Origin of the sequence: Xenorhabdus littoralis (genome assembly GCF_033949345.1) — a bacterium.
Classification (GTDB): domain Bacteria; phylum Pseudomonadota; class Gammaproteobacteria; order Enterobacterales; family Enterobacteriaceae; genus Xenorhabdus; species Xenorhabdus littoralis.
On record NZ_VCDP01000004.1, the window covers coordinates 23,914 to 42,549 of the forward strand.

General features: G+C 41.3%; 13 protein-coding genes and 1 pseudogene. 9 read left to right on the forward strand and 5 right to left on the reverse strand.

The genetic code is table 11. From position 1 onward, the window contains the following. Nucleotides 1-543 precede the first annotated feature (543 nt). The 6 genes from FE394_RS01065 to yjiA all read left to right on the forward strand — a co-directional run bounded on the left by FE394_RS01065 (nucleotide 544) and on the right by yjiA (nucleotide 7,217). On the forward strand, nucleotides 544-813 hold the full coding sequence (locus FE394_RS01065; protein WP_319924557.1) for an HTH domain-containing protein: 270 nt from the start codon (nucleotides 544-546) through the stop codon (nucleotides 811-813). A gap of 141 nt (nucleotides 814-954) precedes the next feature. Beyond that, complete coding sequence (gene map, locus FE394_RS01070; RefSeq protein WP_319924558.1) at nucleotides 955-1,764, forward strand: type I methionyl aminopeptidase; 810 nt, start codon at nucleotides 955-957, stop codon at nucleotides 1,762-1,764. A 428-nt stretch (nucleotides 1,765-2,192) separates the two neighbouring features. Then, nucleotides 2,193-3,500 carry a phosphoethanolamine transferase gene (locus FE394_RS01075; RefSeq protein ID WP_319924559.1) on the forward strand — a complete coding sequence of 436 codons (1,308 nt, stop codon included), beginning with the start codon at nucleotides 2,193-2,195 and terminating at the stop codon, nucleotides 3,498-3,500. 204 nt (nucleotides 3,501-3,704) lie between these two features. Beyond that, on the forward strand, nucleotides 3,705-5,858 hold the full coding sequence (locus tag FE394_RS01080; RefSeq protein ID WP_319924560.1) for a carbon starvation CstA family protein: 2,154 nt from the start codon (nucleotides 3,705-3,707) through the stop codon (nucleotides 5,856-5,858). Between the two features lie 145 nt (nucleotides 5,859-6,003). Further along, the gene (locus FE394_RS01085) at nucleotides 6,004-6,207 is read left to right on the forward strand and encodes a YbdD/YjiX family protein (protein WP_047962587.1); all 204 of its coding nucleotides are present in this window, start codon (nucleotides 6,004-6,006) and stop codon (nucleotides 6,205-6,207) included. Nucleotides 6,208-6,227: 20 nt separating this feature from the next. Continuing rightward, on the forward strand, nucleotides 6,228-7,217 hold the full coding sequence (yjiA, locus tag FE394_RS01090) for a GTPase (protein ID WP_319924561.1): 990 nt from the start codon (nucleotides 6,228-6,230) through the stop codon (nucleotides 7,215-7,217). 325 nt (nucleotides 7,218-7,542) lie between these two features. Here the strand turns inward: yjiA and FE394_RS01095 are convergent. Together FE394_RS01095 and FE394_RS01100 are read right to left on the reverse strand one after the other, a co-directional pair. Further along, a pseudogene (locus FE394_RS01095) lies at nucleotides 7,543-8,109 on the reverse strand (tyrosine-type DNA invertase); the annotation flags it as partial. A gap of 1,000 nt (nucleotides 8,110-9,109) precedes the next feature. Next, the gene (locus tag FE394_RS01100) at nucleotides 9,110-10,405 is read right to left on the reverse strand and encodes an SLC5/6 family protein (RefSeq protein WP_319924663.1); all 1,296 of its coding nucleotides are present in this window, start codon (nucleotides 10,403-10,405) and stop codon (nucleotides 9,110-9,112) included. Between the two features lie 1,096 nt (nucleotides 10,406-11,501). On the opposite strand from FE394_RS01100, the gene FE394_RS01105 reads away from it, so the two are divergent. From FE394_RS01105 to FE394_RS01115, 3 genes are read left to right on the forward strand one after another with little or no spacing between them, the layout of a single operon-like run. Then, nucleotides 11,502-12,173: a CsgG/HfaB family protein gene (locus FE394_RS01105; protein WP_319924562.1), complete on the forward strand. Its 672-nt coding sequence runs from the start codon at nucleotides 11,502-11,504 to the stop codon at nucleotides 12,171-12,173. 21 nt (nucleotides 12,174-12,194) lie between these two features. Continuing rightward, nucleotides 12,195-12,551, forward strand: a complete 357-nt coding sequence (locus FE394_RS01110) for a DUF4810 domain-containing protein (protein WP_319924563.1) — start codon at nucleotides 12,195-12,197, stop codon at nucleotides 12,549-12,551. Beyond that, nucleotides 12,551-13,210: a DUF799 domain-containing protein gene (locus tag FE394_RS01115; RefSeq protein WP_319924564.1), complete on the forward strand. Its 660-nt coding sequence runs from the start codon at nucleotides 12,551-12,553 to the stop codon at nucleotides 13,208-13,210. Before FE394_RS01110 ends, FE394_RS01115 begins: the two co-directional genes overlap by 1 nt. A gap of 89 nt (nucleotides 13,211-13,299) precedes the next feature. On the opposite strand, the gene FE394_RS01120 is transcribed toward FE394_RS01115, so the two are convergent. From FE394_RS01120 to FE394_RS01130, 3 genes are all read right to left on the reverse strand, one after another. Beyond that, nucleotides 13,300-14,640 (reverse strand): MATE family efflux transporter, encoded by a 1,341-nt coding sequence (locus FE394_RS01120; protein WP_319924565.1) that lies wholly within the window; start codon nucleotides 14,638-14,640, stop codon nucleotides 13,300-13,302. 816 nt (nucleotides 14,641-15,456) lie between these two features. Further along, a complete protein-coding gene (gene fbpC / locus FE394_RS01125) occupies nucleotides 15,457-16,512 on the reverse strand; it encodes a ferric ABC transporter ATP-binding protein (protein ID WP_319924566.1) in 1,056 nt (351 codons plus the stop codon). Nucleotides 16,513-16,527: 15 nt separating this feature from the next. Then, nucleotides 16,528-18,606, reverse strand: a complete 2,079-nt coding sequence (locus FE394_RS01130) for an ABC transporter permease (RefSeq protein WP_319924567.1) — start codon at nucleotides 18,604-18,606, stop codon at nucleotides 16,528-16,530. Nucleotides 18,607-18,636: the final 30 nt, after the last annotated feature.

The following is an 18,636-nucleotide window of genomic DNA, read 5'->3' on the forward strand; positions in this document are numbered from 1 at the left end:
TAAATGACAAAACCTAAATATAATCAGCTAAGGATGGAATGCTAATGAACCTCATCCTGGGCGAAAACGCTATCTTATCACTGATAATCTGTGTGATTCATCTGTGGATTAGATTAGGAAGATTTGGTCGGTAGGTTATCAGGATTACTCGCAGGAATGTATCAGATTTTTTCACTATTCAGCAGGATTGCGAAGCGGCTCGATATCTGTCATATCACCTAAGATTGAGGGACATTTAAGTTTTCTGTATCACTTATATAGCCGTTTAGTATGTAATTAATTTAAAAACAACGTGTTATTGTCTAGGGGCCGCTGACTATTTCTGTTCGTAATTCACTCAATCTACATCGGCAGCCACATAATCATAAACGATAGTGCCAGAATACTGGCGTAATTTCGTTTTAATTTATCGTAGCTTGTTGCTATTGCTAGAAAATGTTTAATTCTGGTGAAGGCATTTTTGTAGGGATTTTTCTTATGCGACACTATTGTTTTGTTTGGGCTATGCTCTCAGTATATGAGGCACTTAAAGAAAGTATCGAAATGCCAAAACAGAATACGATCATAGTGCCGGTAGAAATGTCGGTGCAAACGTCGGTACAAATGTCGGTAGAAAACACCCCGCCACTCAATTCTACTTCGCAAAAAATCTTATCAGTTATTGCTGTTTGTCCTGCTATCACCATAATCCAATTGGCTGATGAACTGGAGGTAAGTCGTCGCACAATAGAGCGTAATATCAAAATATTACAGGATATAGGACGTTTAGTCCGCGTTGGTGCCAAAAAAGGGGGCTATTGGCGGATTGAATAAAGAATACAGTTCCACATTAGAACCGCAGTAAATAACGGGTGTAGTTCTGGCTGGAATGTGAATCAAATGTTGGCTTGAATTGTTCACTAATGTAAGTGCATTATTAAAAAGCCTACATAACTTGAATTAAGAGAACTGAACATGACAAGAAGCACCGAAATACAGTTAAAAGATGCGGACGAAATAAAGAAAATGGAAATAGCGGGCCGCTTGACGGGACAAGTACTTGAAGCGGTTCGCTCCATCATCGTGCCAGGGATAACAACACTTGAGATTGATTCGTTTTGCCATGAATACATTACTAAAACTCTGGATGCGATACCCGGTAGCTTAGGGCAATATGGCTTTCCCTATACAGTCAATACTTCGGTGAATCATGTTGTTTGTCATGGATGGCCTTCTGAGAAAAGACTAAAAAATGGAGATATTGTTAACGTAGATGTGACCGTCAAAAAAGAGGGATATTACGGAGACAGCAGTATTACGTTTTGTGTCGGTGATGTATCTTCCCACGCTAAGCGTTTGGTCAATGTCACTCAGGAATGCTTATATAAAGCGATTAAGATTGTTAAACCGGGTATCACGCTGGGAGATATCGGTCATACGATACAACAACACGCCGAAGCGAATAATTACACTGTAGTGCGCGAATATTGTGGTCATGGTATTGGTCGCAATATGCATGAAGAGCCTCAAGTTCTGCATTATGGTAAGGCCGGAGAAGGCATTACCTTGGAAGAAGGAATGACTTTCACGATTGAGCCTATGATTAACCAAGGTAAAAAAGACGTTAAGCTGCATAAAGATGGTTGGACAGTCACGACTAAAGATCGTCGGTTATCAGCTCAGTTTGAGCATACGATCTTAGTGACCCGTGATGGTTTTAAGGTTTTGACTTTGCGGGATGAGGAGCGTGAGACTTTTGAACGTTATCTGGCAAGCTCACGATAATCCATATTTTACTGCATGTTAATTAACCCAATATTGGGTTGATTTGTATATTATTTAATGCCATTAGGTTCTTCATTCATGGATATACCCGTCGCCTTTCAAGTTGCAGCTTTGTTGGTTATGCTCACTGCATTTTGAAATCCATTGGGTATATATAAAATCACAGGATGATTATGTCTTTTATTTATAAAAATAAGAATTTTTCTTATTTTATTGCTCTTTTTTCTCTGATCTTACTGATACATAAATGTCTGGGTTATCAATTCAAGTTGATATATGTCTTCAGTGCCTTTGCATTATTTTTATTTTTTGCGTCGGTCAGCAAACGAATCTATATCTTGCTAATTGCCTTTTTTTCATTCATAGGAATGATTTATACCCCCATTGGCCTTAACTACGGTTATCCGGATGTTAATGCGGTAGGGTCATTGCTCTATACAAATCAGAACGAAACTCTGGAGTATATCAGTGGACTTCCTGTCTCAACTTACTTAACTGAAATTGCTATTTTTATTCTGATGATTTTTGCATTTAGGCTAAATGTTACCTTTTCAGGAAAAAGTAAAAAGTGGCTATTCGGCTTATTCTTTATTTCGAGTTTCTGGTCGCCAGCTAAGGGATATATTAAATCTGGACTTGCAGATAGCTCAGAGCTTTTGAATACCAGTTTACCGGAAGTCCGTTTTTTCAGTGATAGTTATAAAAGTTATACGAAGGTTATATCCGAAAATAGTCGATTTGCCAAAATCATTAACCATCAGGATGATTGGCAGCCTACTGCTAAGCAGGAGAGCATATACGACACCTATATTATGGTTATCGGTGAAAGTGTTCGAAAAGATTTCCTGAATGCCTACGGTTTTCCGGATAAAAATACACCGTGGTTGGATAAAGTAAATGCAACAATATTAACTAATTATATTTCAGCGGCTCCCTCAACACAGCTCTCTCTGACAAACTCTTTGGCAATTCGTGGAGAAAACGAAATTCAGTTGAATAACAGTATCGTTTCATTGGCGAAAAAAGCGAGATTTGAAACTTATTGGCTCTCTAACCAAGGCATGAAAGGAGGATTCGATTCTCCTGTGGCACTGATTGGCCAGCAGGCCAGCCATCATACTTTTTTGAAGGAAGGCGGTTCAGATGATCGCAGCTATATGCCGGATGAAAATTTGTTGCCTTCTATCCGCAAGGCCTTAGTTAAAGATAAACAGAAGAAGCTGATTGTTATTCACTTAATGGGCTCACATCCACAGCCTTGTACCAGAACTAATGATCAGTACAGTACCTATTTTCATTCGCAGAATATCTCATGTTATATCCAGAGTATTCATAATACGGATAGTCTATTGGCTGAAATTGAAAATATTGCCAATAAGAACCAATTGCATTGGACGATGCTCTATTTTGCAGATCATGGATTATCGTTTGTGAATAAAAATACGGATAATGAAAATCTTACCCATAACGATGATAATAAACAAAACTATCAAGTTCCTTTTATCATTACTGGTTACGATTATTTTACCAAGAATAAAATCAATGCCCAGCGCAGCGGCCTGCATCTTTTGCCTATGTTAGCCACATGGTTGGGAATTGCAGAGTCCCGGCTGTTTTCTGAATGTGATTGGTTTTCTAATCAGGAATGCCCGAATCAACAAACAGTGATCTCATTTAGTGGTGAATATACGAACTTTAATTACCTGAAGGATGACGATATTAATTTTGATTTATGAGCAGTGATTCAGATCACAGAATTTAACTGATTCACACTGTGCCCTAACCACTAGTCGAAGGATTCTGACCGCTTAATGTGTTATTCAACCGCTGGCTCAGATCTTTCCAATATGGCGGGAGGAGTTTTATATCATAGTGCAGTATGGCGAGGAGTATATACCTTTCATGGGTATTGCTTCCTTTCACTTTGGACAGGAAGTTTTATGAACAATAATAAATTTTTAAAACATATTCCCTGGATAATATTGGGAATCATTGGCGCATTCTGCCTTGGAGTTGTTGCGCTACGTCGGGGAGAGCACGTTAGTGCTTTATGGATCATTGTTGCTTCCGTAGCGGTTTATCTGGTTGCTTATCGGTATTACAGCCTTTATATCGCGACTAAAGTGATGAAGTTGGATGCCACGCGGGCAACTCCTGCGGTCGTCAATAATGACGGATTGAACTACGTTCCTACCAACAAGAATGTCTTGTTTGGTCACCATTTTGCAGCGATTGCCGGAGCGGGGCCATTGGTAGGGCCGGTATTGGCGGCACAAGTGGGGTATTTGCCGGGAACATTATGGCTATTGGCCGGAGTTGTACTCGCCGGAGCCGTACAGGACTTTATGGTGCTGTTTATCTCTTCCCGCCGCAATGGTGCATCACTGGGTGAGATCGTTAAAGAAGAAATGGGACGGGTACCGGGAACAATAGCCCTGTTCGGCTGTTTCTTGATCATGATTATCATTCTGGCGGTACTGGCTCTGATTGTCGTGAAAGCGTTGGCAGAAAGTCCGTGGGGCGTATTTACTGTTTGCACGACAGTACCAATTGCGCTTTTCATGGGGATCTATATGCGATATATCCGTCCGGGACGCGTTGGTGAAGTCTCCGTGATTGGGATAATTATGCTGGTTGCTGCCATTTGGTTTGGCGGTGTTGTTGCAGCAGACCCTTACTGGGGACCTGCACTGACGTTTAAAGATACCACGATTACTTATGCACTGATTGGTTATGCGTTTGTCTCTGCACTGTTGCCTGTCTGGCTGATTTTGGCACCGCGTGACTATCTGGCAACGTTCCTGAAAATTGGCGTCATTGTTGGTCTGGCGATCGGGATCGTTATCCTGAACCCTGAGCTGAAAATGCCTGCTGTAACACAATATATTGATGGCACAGGACCGGTTTGGAAAGGAACACTATTCCCATTCTTGTTCATTACTATTGCTTGTGGTGCGGTATCTGGTTTCCATGCCCTGATCGCTTCGGGAACAACGCCTAAATTACTGGCAAACGAAAAAGATGCACGTTTCATTGGTTACGGCGCGATGCTGATGGAATCATTTGTGGCGATCATGGCATTGGTTGCTGCATCCATCATCGAACCGGGCCTCTATTTTGCCATGAATACCCCTCCGGCAGCATTGGGCATTACCATGCCTGATTTGCATAATTTGGGTACAGCGGAAGCCCCGGTGATCATGGCTTCTCTGAAGGATGTAACAACCCATGCGGCAGCAACCGTAAGCTCTTGGGGTTTTGTTATTTCACCAGACCAAATCCTGCAAACGGCGAAAGATATTGGTGAACCATCCGTCCTGAACCGTGCCGGTGGAGCCCCGACTCTGGCTGTGGGTATCGCGTATGTATTCCACCAGATTATCCCTGCGGCAGATATGGGCTTCTGGTATCACTTCGGTATTCTGTTTGAGGCGTTGTTTATTCTGACGGCTTTAGATGCAGGTACACGTTCTGGTCGCTTCATGTTGCAGGATCTCTTGGGTAATTTTGTTCCGTTCCTGAAGAAAACCGACTCCCTGATTGCCGGTATCATTGGTACAGCGGGTTGTGTTGGCTTGTGGGGTTATCTGTTGTATCAAGGTGTGGTTGATCCGTTGGGCGGCGTCAAGAGCCTGTGGCCTCTGTTCGGTATCTCTAATCAGATGCTGGCAGCCGTGGCGTTAGTACTGGGTACGGTTGTGTTGATTAAGATGAAGCGTACCAAATACATCTGGGTAACGGTGATCCCTGCGGTTTGGTTGCTGATTTGTACGACATGGGCACTGGGGCTGAAATTATTCAGTGATGACCCACGCCTTGAAGGTTTCTTCTTCCTTGCAAAAGAGTATAAACAGCGGATTGCTGAAGGTGGGGCAGAATTGACTGCTCAGCAAATCAGTAACATGAACCATATTGTTGTGAACAACTATACTAATGCGGGTTTAAGTATCCTGTTCTTCGTCGTGGTGTACAGCATTATTATCTATGGCATCAAAATGGCGATAAAAGCGAGTAAGAACCCAGAGCGTACCGATAACGAAACACCTTATGTTCCGATTCCAGAAGGTGGGGTAAAAGTTTCTTCTACGCACTGATTTCTTCTACGAACTAGCATGATATTCATGCCCGAAAGATTTTAAGTTACGGTATCGTCGGTAAAGCCGCAGCTTAAAAAATAAAAGGTATATACCCCACATAGTCGACTTTGTATTATGTGGGGTATTTTTTTGGAGGGTAATTATGTTTGGTAACCTTGGCCGGGCGGGAAAATATTTGGGGCAGGCAGCCCGTATGTTGGTGGGTGTTCCTGACTACGACACATACGTACAGCACATGAAGGAAAATCACCCTGATAAACCTTATATGACCTATGAGGAATTTTTCCGTGAGCGCCAGAATGCCCGCTATGGCGGCGATGGAAAAGGTGGCATGCGTTGCTGTTAGTCAGTCAGAAGGAAATAAAAATGAAACCAATATCAGTTACGATCCTGACCGGTTTTTTGGGATCAGGCAAAACGACGCTGTTGCGTCATATACTCAAAGCCAATCATGGTTATAAGATCGCTGTCATCGAAAATGAATTTGGTGAAGTTCCTATTGATAATGAATTGATTGGCGATCGCGCCACTCAGATTAAGACATTGAGCAACGGATGTATTTGCTGTAGTCGTTCGAATGAACTGGAAGATGCTCTGCTGGATTTATTGGATAGCATGGATAAAGGGCAAATTTATTTTGACCGCCTGCTCATTGAGTGTACTGGAATGGCTGATCCCGGGCCAATTACGCAGACGTTCTTTTCTCATGAAACCCTGTGTCAGCGTTTTTTGTTGGATGGCATTATTACGCTGGTGGATGCTGTTCATGCTGATCAACAGTTGGATCGCTTCTCTATCGCACAGTCACAGATAGGTTATGCGGATAGAATTCTCCTGACAAAAACTGATATTGCCCCAGTTCATGATGCTTTGGTTGAACGTTTGCAGAGAATCAATGCCAGAGCCTCGATTCATAAAGTCATTCAGGGAGAGGCTGATTTGAACATATTGTTCGATATCGAAGGCTTTATGCTGAATGATAAACTGACCGTTTCGACTCCCGTATTCCGATTTGTTCCTACACAAAAAAACAGCATTCAGTCGATTGTTGTGAACTTATCGCATCCGATTGAGTTATCAGAAATTTCCAGCCTGATGGAAGAGCTGTTACTGAGTTTTGCCGATAATCTGCTGCGTTATAAAGGAATTATTGCCATTAAAGATGAACCGCGCCGACTGCTGTTTCAAGGTGTACAGCGTCTATATAGCGCGGATTGGGACAGGGAATGGCGTAATGATGAATTGCGTGAAAGTGTATTGGTTTTTATCGGTATGGATTTGCCGGAACAAAAAATCCGAGAAAAGTTTGCGGAACTATATGTGGATTTGTGTTCAGAGGATCCCAGTTCAGAATAGTAACCGTTCATTTTTTATTCCTTATTGAGCAGTGAAATAATCCGTATAAATTCGCTGCTCATGTTTAAATAGAAATTTATATTATATATTCCATCTTCCGAGCTTAAGTTTCTGGGAAATTTAGAATTAAAATGTTAACAAATTTAAAACAATAAAAATAAACCCCATTTACAAATTAAATTTATCATATCTATAAAATAATAACTTATTTTATGTCCTGATGGAGTTGTCTATTTTCTCTATCGGCAATCTCCACAGGTTAATTAGTGGAGATTGTTGCAATAACAGTTTATGTTAGTGGAAACAATAAAGATAAATAAAACACCTATTTAGAGTGGGACTCCCAAATTCTGGAGAAGCGTTTCACATTACTGGCTGTGTAAATTACAGTATGTGAAATGTTACGATGCCCAAGATAATCCTGAATCAGACGTGTATCACGACCGAGATCTGCTAATGCGTAGCCGCAGGCATGTCTTAACATGTGAGGATGTGGAGAAATGCTGACTAATGCCTGTTTACCATAACGCTTCAGTAAGCCATAAACTTGCTGCCGTGAAACAGCCCCTGATTTTTGGGAGAGAAATACCCAAGGAGAATCGGCCTCCCGCCATTTTTGGCGAACATCAAGCCATTTATTCAATGCTTCAATTTCCTCCGGTATCAGAGGATGAGTGGTTGAAAGTCCCCCTTTTAACCGCCTGATATGAATAATTGCTGAGTTTATATCGATATCGGATAAACGTAGATTACACAGCTCACTTACCCTAAACCCGTGAATAAAACACATTAATAGCATGCAGTAATCCCGTTCTGCGTGACGTCCTTTTTTTGTTTCTGCCAAAATTGCGTCTATTTCGTATCGGGTTAAAAATTTACGTTGCTTCATGAAATTATCATTCCTATGACATCAGATAGATTAATTGTGAGTAGCAAGGTATTTAAGCCTATCGGATAAACAAACCATCAGTGTTTTCTGAACATGATTGGCAAAATACCGGATTAATCTAATTGGAATACAGCAAATAAAAAAATTTGCTGCTTCTGTTTGCCTTATTTTTAATGAAAATACTAATTGAAATAGTATAAATACGTGCTATGTGGTTCCGATGTACAGAATGGGACAATCATAAATAGAATTCCACACAAAAAAACTTTGCTGTTGAACTTAACAGCCAATAATTTGGTTTGGTTTTATTTTTAGTTTTTTATTCTTACAAAGTTCCTTTTAAGTGTGGTGATTTTGTATTTTTACTGCATTTAGTGGAAAAAGTAAATGATTTATCTAAGCTGTTCATATTATGTCTATAAATTGATTAAAAATTATCTTTCTTGTTCTTGTTTTAGATTAATGCACTGATTATTGTTGTTTTATGGATTTTAATTCTATTTATTTTGGATGAGTTTAGTTATTGGGGCTGGGGTTTTGTGAAGCCAAGTGAATGTATTTAACTTAAGTAAGATAATTTAAGTTAAGTTTAAATTATGCGTTATTATTTCTAATGTTTATTATTGTTTAATAAGTTTAAATAGGTAAGTTTTTTTATTCAATCCGTGAGATTTAATTAAATAGATATCCTCCATGATTAATTAAATATAACTTCATCATTAAAATGACGATTTACTGAATTAAGTGTTACAGAATATGATTTGCAGGAGGCCAAAAAACCTGCAAAAAGAGCGTCTTTTGGCCTTGCTGGCTTATTTAAGCAAAACTTGCTTTGTGCTGCATAATTTCGAGGATTTGTATATCAGTGTATTGTGTCACTCCCATGCCCCATGCCATTTTTCATCAAGTCAGGTGAAACCAGCGCATTTATACGCCGGATAACAAACGAGCGTAATTGGTCTTCCCACAAGCTGACTCGTCTTACAGACGAACCTTTCCTATTTCAGGAAAAAGCCAGAAAAGGGGAAACACATAACAAGATCCCTGTGAAGATGATTAAGATTAGGGATGCTCCTTTATAGTGATGCAGACCGGGAACTCTATAAACCAGATAGGCGGGGATCAGGCAGCCCACGATGCCAAATATTGGGCTACAGATAGAAGTGAAGCTCAGTACCGGTACATTGAGAATAATAGCGCTCCATGCCAATAAAATGGCAAAAATCATGATGCCTTTCTGAACCCACTTTTCATTGATTTTTTCGACAGGCATCAGGCGACTCAGAATATTGATGGCAATTCCCTGACTGGCTTCACGGAACCCGAGATACACACCAAAGAAAGCGGTCATAACAGCAAAGATATTGAGCACAACACTGACGGCAATGACCCAGCCGCCGGGAAAGAATTGAGCAGCAATGGCTAATGCAGAAATATTTTGTTCGTAAGCTTTGACGGCTTCTTCGTGTCCCATTGCCAGCGTAAAAGAGATGGCATAGAAAAACACCGTACAAAACAGGATACCAAAGGCAATATTCATGGATCTCAATGCCTTGTGGCGGGCGACTTCACGGTTTTTCTCCCGGTTGCGGTAAGAAATCACCATCGGACTCAGTGTTTGAATAAATAAGATAGAAGTGAGCGTAAAAGGTAACGTAATAATCGCTTTTTTGATCAAAAGACCGAGGGGAGGCAATGCTCCGATATTATACAAATGCCACATGCCAATCATGGAAAGTCCCAAGGCCGCGACCACAAACAACTTTGTTATCACCATCAGACTGGATACTTTGAATAGTAATTGCTCACCACGGGAAGATATGGCCACCAAAATACAAATTAGTACTAATCCATAAAACGGATTTTTCGACATTAATTCATCGGTGATACCAAATGTTTGCAGATAAGATGCACTATCATTGGTTATGGCAGTGGAATAAACAAACATCCAGATCACCAACATAATAAAGTAGAGCACACCTAATAAAATCCCCCAGTTTTTACCAAGATATCCACTGATGACACTGGGATAATCTTTGCATTCTGGTGACTCTGCGAGGGTATTGATGAAGAGTCTCTGAAAAAGATACATGGCAGGATAGCCAATAATGGAAGAGAGCAGAAAAACCCACAATCCCATCAATCCAACCTGAACAGGCAAGAAAACAATTCCTGCCCCGATTGCCATGCCAATACTCATGATGACCCAACCCATATCGGTATTGTCGAATTTTATTGCTTGTCTCCATTCATCCTCCGTCATGTTTGCGCGATTGGCGCCCGGAGATAAGTGGGGCATGACATCATAGTTTTTTGTTGCTGTTGTTTTCATAATAGCTCTCGCTTACATCTTTGGTGTTGTAATAAGTATTGAGTAGGGGGCAGAGAGAGATACATCACATAATCATTGAATAACCATTCTTTTAATAAGGCTTTAATCTGTGCAGATAGTAAATGACTTCAAGGAGAAAAAATTTCCCTAAATATTCCATCTGCTACGGCTTTTGAGAGAACAATGTCTTCATAAAGATGAAATCGCAAAGGGAAACTGCGCAAAAACAACATTGATGTATTTGTATCCAATTGATAAATAACACCATTGTATCTTTGTGCTAAGGTATTATGAGGATTTGTGATATTAACAATTGAAACAACCAGAGGGAAAAGTTGTATGCTTTATCACGCTTGTATCTGTTCAAAACACCCTGTCAGTATTAAATCCTTTTTATTGTTAATATTATGATGTAGTTCAGCATATTAATCTAGCGGTTTTTGCTAATGAAATAACGTAATATAGAGTCTTATCTCAGTCTATTCATTGGAAATGGAAATGGAAATGGAAATGGAAATGTATCATATCCTCAATAATCACTTTATTATTATGGGCTTTCTTGTTGGCAGAGATTTATTGATACCTTAAAACAGGTAATGCAATGTTTTTGATAAAATAATCTTGTTAATATTGCTAATATTAAAATTATATAAGAACCGTCAATAATATTGACAGCCATAACCTCAACAAAATTTTTTTCCATACAAATATATCAAATGTGTGGGATTTATTTTGACAAAGACACTTTGTCTGCGGATAAATCTTATTATTTTGGTGAAAGCAGGAAATATGATTGCGGACTCTATTGGAATTAATTTAAACCCATAATGTTATCCTGAAATAAATAGTGATCATTGATTTTGGATGATTGGTTTTTTTATGAATCAAAAGAGAATAATGATAATAACTCATTCATATAATGAATGAAAAAATATCCTCATTTTTAATTAAATAGACTTTTTTCATCACAGTATTTATTATTCTACCTCTTTGTGTTACCGGAATCTGCCTGTGTCAGAAATTGGACAGGCTTATTTTATCATTCATTCAGGGATAAATTATAATGAAAAGTAAACTCACGTTAGCCGCACTTTGCCTGACTTCTCTCATGTTGGCCGGGTGTGCGACAGAATCTTCGTCAACACTTCCGGTACAAAAAGTCACTTCTTATAAAACTACCTATACCGGTATTCGCAGCCCGATCGCGGTGGGTAAATTTGAAAACCGTTCAAGCTACCAAAACGGTATTTTCTCTGACGGCGTTGACCGTTTAGGTAATCAGTCAAAAACGATCCTCGTGACCCATTTACAACAAACAGGTCGTTTTAACGTATTGGAACGTACCAATATGGCTGAATTGAAAGCAGAAGCGGGTTTACAGGGCAAAGCTCAGAAATTGAAAGGGGCTAACTACATTATTACGGGTTCAGTAACCGAATTTGGCCGCAAAGAAGTGGGTGATCACCAGTTATGGGGCATTTTAGGGCGTGGTAAATCACAGGTTGCTTATGCAAAAGTGATGTTGAACGTCGTCAATGTTGAAACTTCTGAAGTTGTGTTCTCTTCCGCAGGTGCAGGGGAGTATAAACTGTCCAGCCGTGAGATTATCGGATTTGGCGGGACTTCCAGCTACGACTCAACTCTTAACGGCAAAGTATTGGATCTGGCAATTCGTGAAGCGATCAATGATCTGGTGTCTGGTATCGAAAATGGTGCATGGCAGCCTACCAATTAATTATATAGGGAAAAGAGTTGCATGTTTTCGATGAAAAAGACGGGGATGTTGTTGGGAGTACTCTTGTTGGTAGGGTGTGTAAAAGCACCTAACACTTTGTATGTATGGGGTGATTATCAGCCAACGCTGTATGAATACTATCAACAGGATAAAACAGGGCCACAAGAACAACTTCAGGTATTGCAGAAAGTTATCGAGCAAGCTAAAGCGAAAGATAAATCTGTTCCGCCTGGACTGCATGCTCAAATGGGGCTGCTTTATAGCAAAAGTGGTAATATTGAGGATGCTTTCCAGCAGTTTGAAGTAGAGAAAAAACTCTTTCCAGAGTCAGCACCTTACATGGATTTTCTGTTAAGCAAGAATAAGGGAGCAAAATAATGAACCGTTTTTGGGGGGCAATCGGTGCCTTATTATTGCTGGTATTGGCCGGATGTGTTCAGCATAAGCCGTATGATTATTCAGCACTGAGGGAAAGTAAGCCGAAATCCATTCTGGTTCTTCCTGCTGTGAATAAATCGGTAGAGGTACAGGCTTCTGGCAGCTTACTTTCTCAGATCACTTATCCGCTGGCTGAATCCGGCTATTATGTTTACCCCGTGGCAGTAGTTGAAGAAACATTTCGCCAAAATGGGATGACTGAAGCACAGGATATCCATAACCTCAGCTATAAGAAGCTGCATGAGATTTTTGGTGCAGATTCTGCTCTCTATTTGAATATCACAGAATACGGCACACAATACCGAATCATAAACAGTGATACCCGGGTCAGTGCGACAGCCCGTCTGGTCGATTTGCGTACGGGGAAAGCGCTGTGGAGTCGTAGTGCGACGGCCTCTTCTACAGAAAATGACAATCACTCCAGTGGTGGTCTGATTGGTATGCTGGTATCAGCGGCTATCTCTCAGATAGCCAATACCGTTATGGACCGAGGTCATGATATTGCTGGCATTACCAGCTATCGCCTATTAAGTGCCGGGGGAGATGGTCGTTTGCTGTATGGCCCGCGTTCGGAGTTGTATGGCAAAGAAAAGCTATAAAGAAGAACCATAAAGAAGAACCATAAAAAAGAATGCTAAAATTTGGTTGAAATAAAAATGCCGCAGACAGATTTGCGGCATTTTTTGAATTAAATATCCAGTCGTTTAGTTTGCCACCTTTTGGACTTCCAACGCCAAGCGTTAATAAGTCCTCGGATCCATTCATCGCAGAAAAACCCGATCCAGATCCCCAGAATCCCCATTCCCATAGTAATTCCCAGAAAATAACCGACTGGGATGGAAATTCCCCACATGAAAATCAAGGCAGTATAAAGCGGGAAACGAGCATCCCCGGAGGCCCGCAACGCATTGACCATCACAATATTGAAGGTACGTCCCGGCTCCAAAAAGACGGAAAGCAGGAACAGTGGCAACAGCAGTTCGATAATCTTTTTATCTTCGGTCATGATCTCAAGGAGAGTTTCCCTGAAAACCCAGAACGCCAACACAACGCCCACCGTGACGATAACACCAATCCGCAGGCTTTTTATCCCCCGAATATAGGCATCTTCGAAGCGTTTTGCTCCGACAAGATGACCGACCATAATCTCATTACCAATGCTGGTGGATATACCGAACAACATAATGAACAGAGATAACTGGAAGTATAACGTTTGTGCCGCCAGTGAAGTTTCACCCATCAGACCGATAAACGCCTGTGCGGTCATGTATTGCAGTATCCACACCAGATTTTCACCCGCAGCCGGTAAGCCGATGTGCAGGATTTTGTTCAACATATTTTTAGACCAGTGGATGAGCAATTTAGGTTTGAACTTGATTTTCAAACCACAGAACAGTAATCCGCAAAGTAAAATAACTGCAACAGTACGACCAAACACGGTAGACCATGCCACGCCTTCCAGTCCATATTGAGGCAAACCGAAGAAGCCATACAAAACAATCATATTGCCGACAATCGTGAGCAAGTTGGCAATCAGAGTGACATACATTGCTGTTTTAGACTTGCCATAAACCCGCAGACAAGCCGCCAGAATAATCGAAATGGCTTCCGGTATCAGACAGATGCCAAGAATATGCAGATAAGCGAATCCATCCTCCATCAGATTTTCCGGCAGGTTCATAATGTGCAGGATCTTATAACCGAAGAAAACCGTGATCAGTGCACAACTGAAACCCAACACAAAATTAAATGCAATGGAAATATGGATCGCCTGACTGGCTTTATCGCGTTTTCCTGATCCCAAATATTGTGCGATGACAACACTACAACCCACACTAATGAAATTGAAAATAGTAATAAAGAGATCAAAAACATGATTACCTACACCCATTGCGGCGAGGTAAGAAGAAGAAATATGGCTGACCATGTACGTATTAATTAATAACGTCGCCATATGCAGAAAGATATCAATGAAAATCGGCCAGCTTAATGAGAAAAGCGAGCGATCAACAACATCAGACTGATGCATTGTAAAACCTATTTTATTGAAGTGAAATGAATGGTCTTTTTGTGGTGTGACATCCCCAGAAAGTGTAGGCGATTCTACAGAGTTTAGTGGGGAGTTGATAGGCAGAACAAGTGATTTATCTCGTTGTTTTGCACAAAGATTCCGTTGGATAAAAAACCTCCTGCGGTGATAGCCGCAGGAGCCTGGTGTTGTGGAGCTATTCTCCAAAAGAAGTATAACAAACGTGGTCAGTTTGGTTATTTTATAGTTGATTTGTTAACTTCAATTATGAGGTTTTTATTATTGTCAGGAAGTTCGGAAGCTTCCTTAACATTACTGACTATTGGAGTTTTAGTATTTTGAACTGAGCTGCTGTTTATGGGGGAAGCAGTCAGTGAACATATACTAAGAAGCCGTAATAGTCAGCGTGCATCTCTGAATATACTAGGCATTCCTTAGTGTTGCAAATGAGTTATTATCGCGCAATGAAATAATATTAAAAAGTTTTGTATTCGCTGATGGGACCTTATATCGAACGACACCACCGATATATTGGGGATGAGATAGTGTAGTTTTTTACGTAATTTATTGAAATAAATAGTTTAAGTTTTCAATATCAAGCTGTTTTTCAGGTAAAAAAAGAGCGTTCATAAGCCTACGGAGAGAACAAAAATAAAACAATAAATCATATGATTAATATTACGATATACCTCGCAGGGTAGAGTTAGATTAACTATAAAGTGTTATTTATCATATCTATTTAAGAAAGATAAGCCAGCGTAATTGTTTTATCAATCATGCCCTGATAGAGCATTCAGGGCATGGTTTCATTTCAGATTAGTCTTGTGTTTCCTTTTCCAGCATAAACATTCCAATCGGGTGAATGACCAGATAATAGTCTTCCCCAACCTGTGGTTGTAGTTGTGTCGCATTGATTTGCAACAATAGCGTTTGCCCGTGCCAGTCAACAATCACTTCATACTGCGCGCCCATATAGGCAACATGGCTGATCTTGCAACGTTGGTTTTCGTAACCTTGCTGGCTTAAAGTAATGGCTTCAGGACGAATGCCAACAGTAATGGCGGCTTGTGTGGCAGTAAAACTGGCCGGACGGGGCAGGCGATATTGGAAAATATCTACATAATCAGCGCCTTGTGTGGCAGGCAAAATATTGGCATCTCCCATAAAGCTGGCCATAAATTTCGAAGCAGGTTGGCTATAAAGTACCCGTGGAGAACCCATCTGCATTATTTTTCCTTTGTTCATGACCAAAACCGTATCAGAAACCGCAAAAGCTTCACTTTGGTCATGCGTTACATAAAGCGACGTGATATTAAACTGTTGCTGCAATTCACGAATTTTTTCACGCATATTGCGGCGCAGATTGGCATCCAGATTACTTAACGGTTCATCGAAGAGTAGTACTTTTGGTTTGAGGATAAGGGCGCGGGCCAGAGCGACGCGCTGTTGTTGCCCGCCAGAAATTTGATCAACATAGCGATCTTCAAAACCATCCAGATCAACCAATTCCAACGCTTCTCTGACACGTTCGCGGATTTCTGTTTTTGGTCGTCCCAGCATTTTTAAGCCATAACCAATGTTTTCTCCCAAAGACATATGCGGAAAAAGGGCATAAGACTGGAAAACCATGCAGATATCCCGTTGTTGGATGGAACGATCGGTAACATCTTCCCCATCAATGAAAATATTGCCCTCCGTCGGTTTTTCCAATCCCGCGACAAGCCTCAGTACGGTTGTTTTACCGCATCCTGATGGTCCCAATAATGTCACCATGTTTCCTTGCGGGATCGATAAGTTCAGAGAGTCGATCACGGTGTTGTTACCGAACCGCTTGGTCACATTTTTTAATTCGACAAAATGTTGCTGTGTCATACCGTCACTCCGTGATTACTGGGTATTTTTGGCTTTCGAGCGTGAAATGCGCGCTTCGCCAATTAAATAGTCAAATAAGAAAATTATCGCCAGCATGACGACAATCAGAACAGAGCCATACGCGATAGCCAGACCATATTCGCCATCTTCAACACGGTTCAGGATATAGGCCGTTGCTACACGCGTATCCGGTGTTACCAAAAATACGATGGCGCTGACTGTTGTAATGGCGCGGACAAAGCTGTAAATCAATGCGGATAAAATAGCCGGGCGTAAGAGTGGCAGTAAAATATGCAAAATTGTTCTCATCGAACCTGCCCGCAGGCTGAGGGAAGCTTCATCCAGTGATTTATCGATCTGCCCGAGTCCTGCAATACCTGCCCGAATGCCAACAGGTACATTTCGCATCGTCATGGAAATAATGATGATGAACGCAGTTCCCGTCAGATAGAAAGGCGCATTATTGAATGCCAGAAGATAGGATATCCCCGCAACAGTACCGGGAACGGCAAAACAGAGCATGGTCGTAAATTCAATGACTTTTTTGCCGCGGAATTGCTGGCGTACCACGATATAGGCAATTAATAGCCCGAAAATGGCGGTAATCGGAGCGGCAATACCAGCATAAAGCAGTGTATCCAGTAGTGAAGGCCATGCACCATCGCTCATTCCCTGACCGAATAGTTTGATGAAATTATCCAGCGTCAGAGTGTAATCGACCCCCCAGTTGACGGTGAAACTGCCATAGAAAATGCTGCCATAGAGCAGAACGTTGAATACCACCCAGATAAACAGCAGGATACAAACACCCCATACCAGTGAAACCGGCAAAGGCTGTACATCACCGCGATAGGATTTACCGGAAACCGTGACATAAGAACGTTTACCAATCCATATATACTGGATACAAAAAACCAAGAGCGAGAAGACCAGTAATGATGCTCCCAATGTACCGGCAGCCTGATAATCGAGCTGTGAGCCTGTGATATAGAAGTAAATTTGGGTCGCCAACACGTCAAAGTTGCCTCCCAAAACCAGTGGATTACTGAAATCAGCCAGAGACTGGACAACCACAATCAGAAAAGCATTGGCGAGAGCGGGTTTCAGTAATGGTATAAAAACATGGAAAAAAGTTTGATAGCGATTGGCTCGCAAAGTATAAGAAGCTTCTTCGATAGAAGGATGAATCGTTTTGATGGCACCATCCAGAATCATGAATGCCATTGGTGTAAAGGCCAGCACTTGAGCGATCCAAATGCCCGTAAAACCATACAGCCAGCTCGTGTTAGTTAAACCAAACCACGTAGACATAAACTCCGTGATATAACCGGAGCGTCCCATCATGAGTGTTACACCTAATCCAACCACGAAGGGGGGGGTGACAATCGGCAAAATAGAAAATACCCGGCTAATCATGGCAGACCGTTTAGCAATTCTGGCGGTGTAAATAGCGAGTACCAATCCAAAGAAAGTACAACCCAGCCCGACTGCAATGGAAAGCAGCACAGAATTAGCAATAATTTTCAGAATATGGGACTGTCCGAGTATTGATATAAACGCGAATGGTGCAAAGTGACCGGACTCATCCGTAAACATGGGAATAAAAATGGCGATGCTGGGAAAAAGAATAAATACCCCGATCAACGCAATGATCGATACCAGCGAACCAATAACGAAGCTGTCACTACCAAGCCACTCCAGACGAGATAAGGCCAGCGTTATGATGGCTCCCAATGTGACAAACAGGATTATGGTGGCGTAACCTAATCCGCGTCCGGCAAGTGATGCGCTGATGATAATGAACAAGGCGCATAGCAAGGCATATCCTGCATCAAAATAGTGGCGCTGACGTGCGTCACGAGAGGCAGGAAAGCGCGGACGCAATAATAACACCGATGGCAACAGGAACCACAAAATGCTGATATTGCTACTGTGCCAGCCATAAGCTGCCAGAACTTCTTCCTGTGTTGAATCAAAAAGGCCGTAATCCAGACTCCATGATGGTAGTAAGGCAAATGACAGCCATGCCAGCATAATCCACCAGAAAACAGAATCCCGACCCTGCTGTTTCTGCAAGGTAAGGGTATGAGACATAATTCCCCCAATAAAATTTTATAAAAAGAG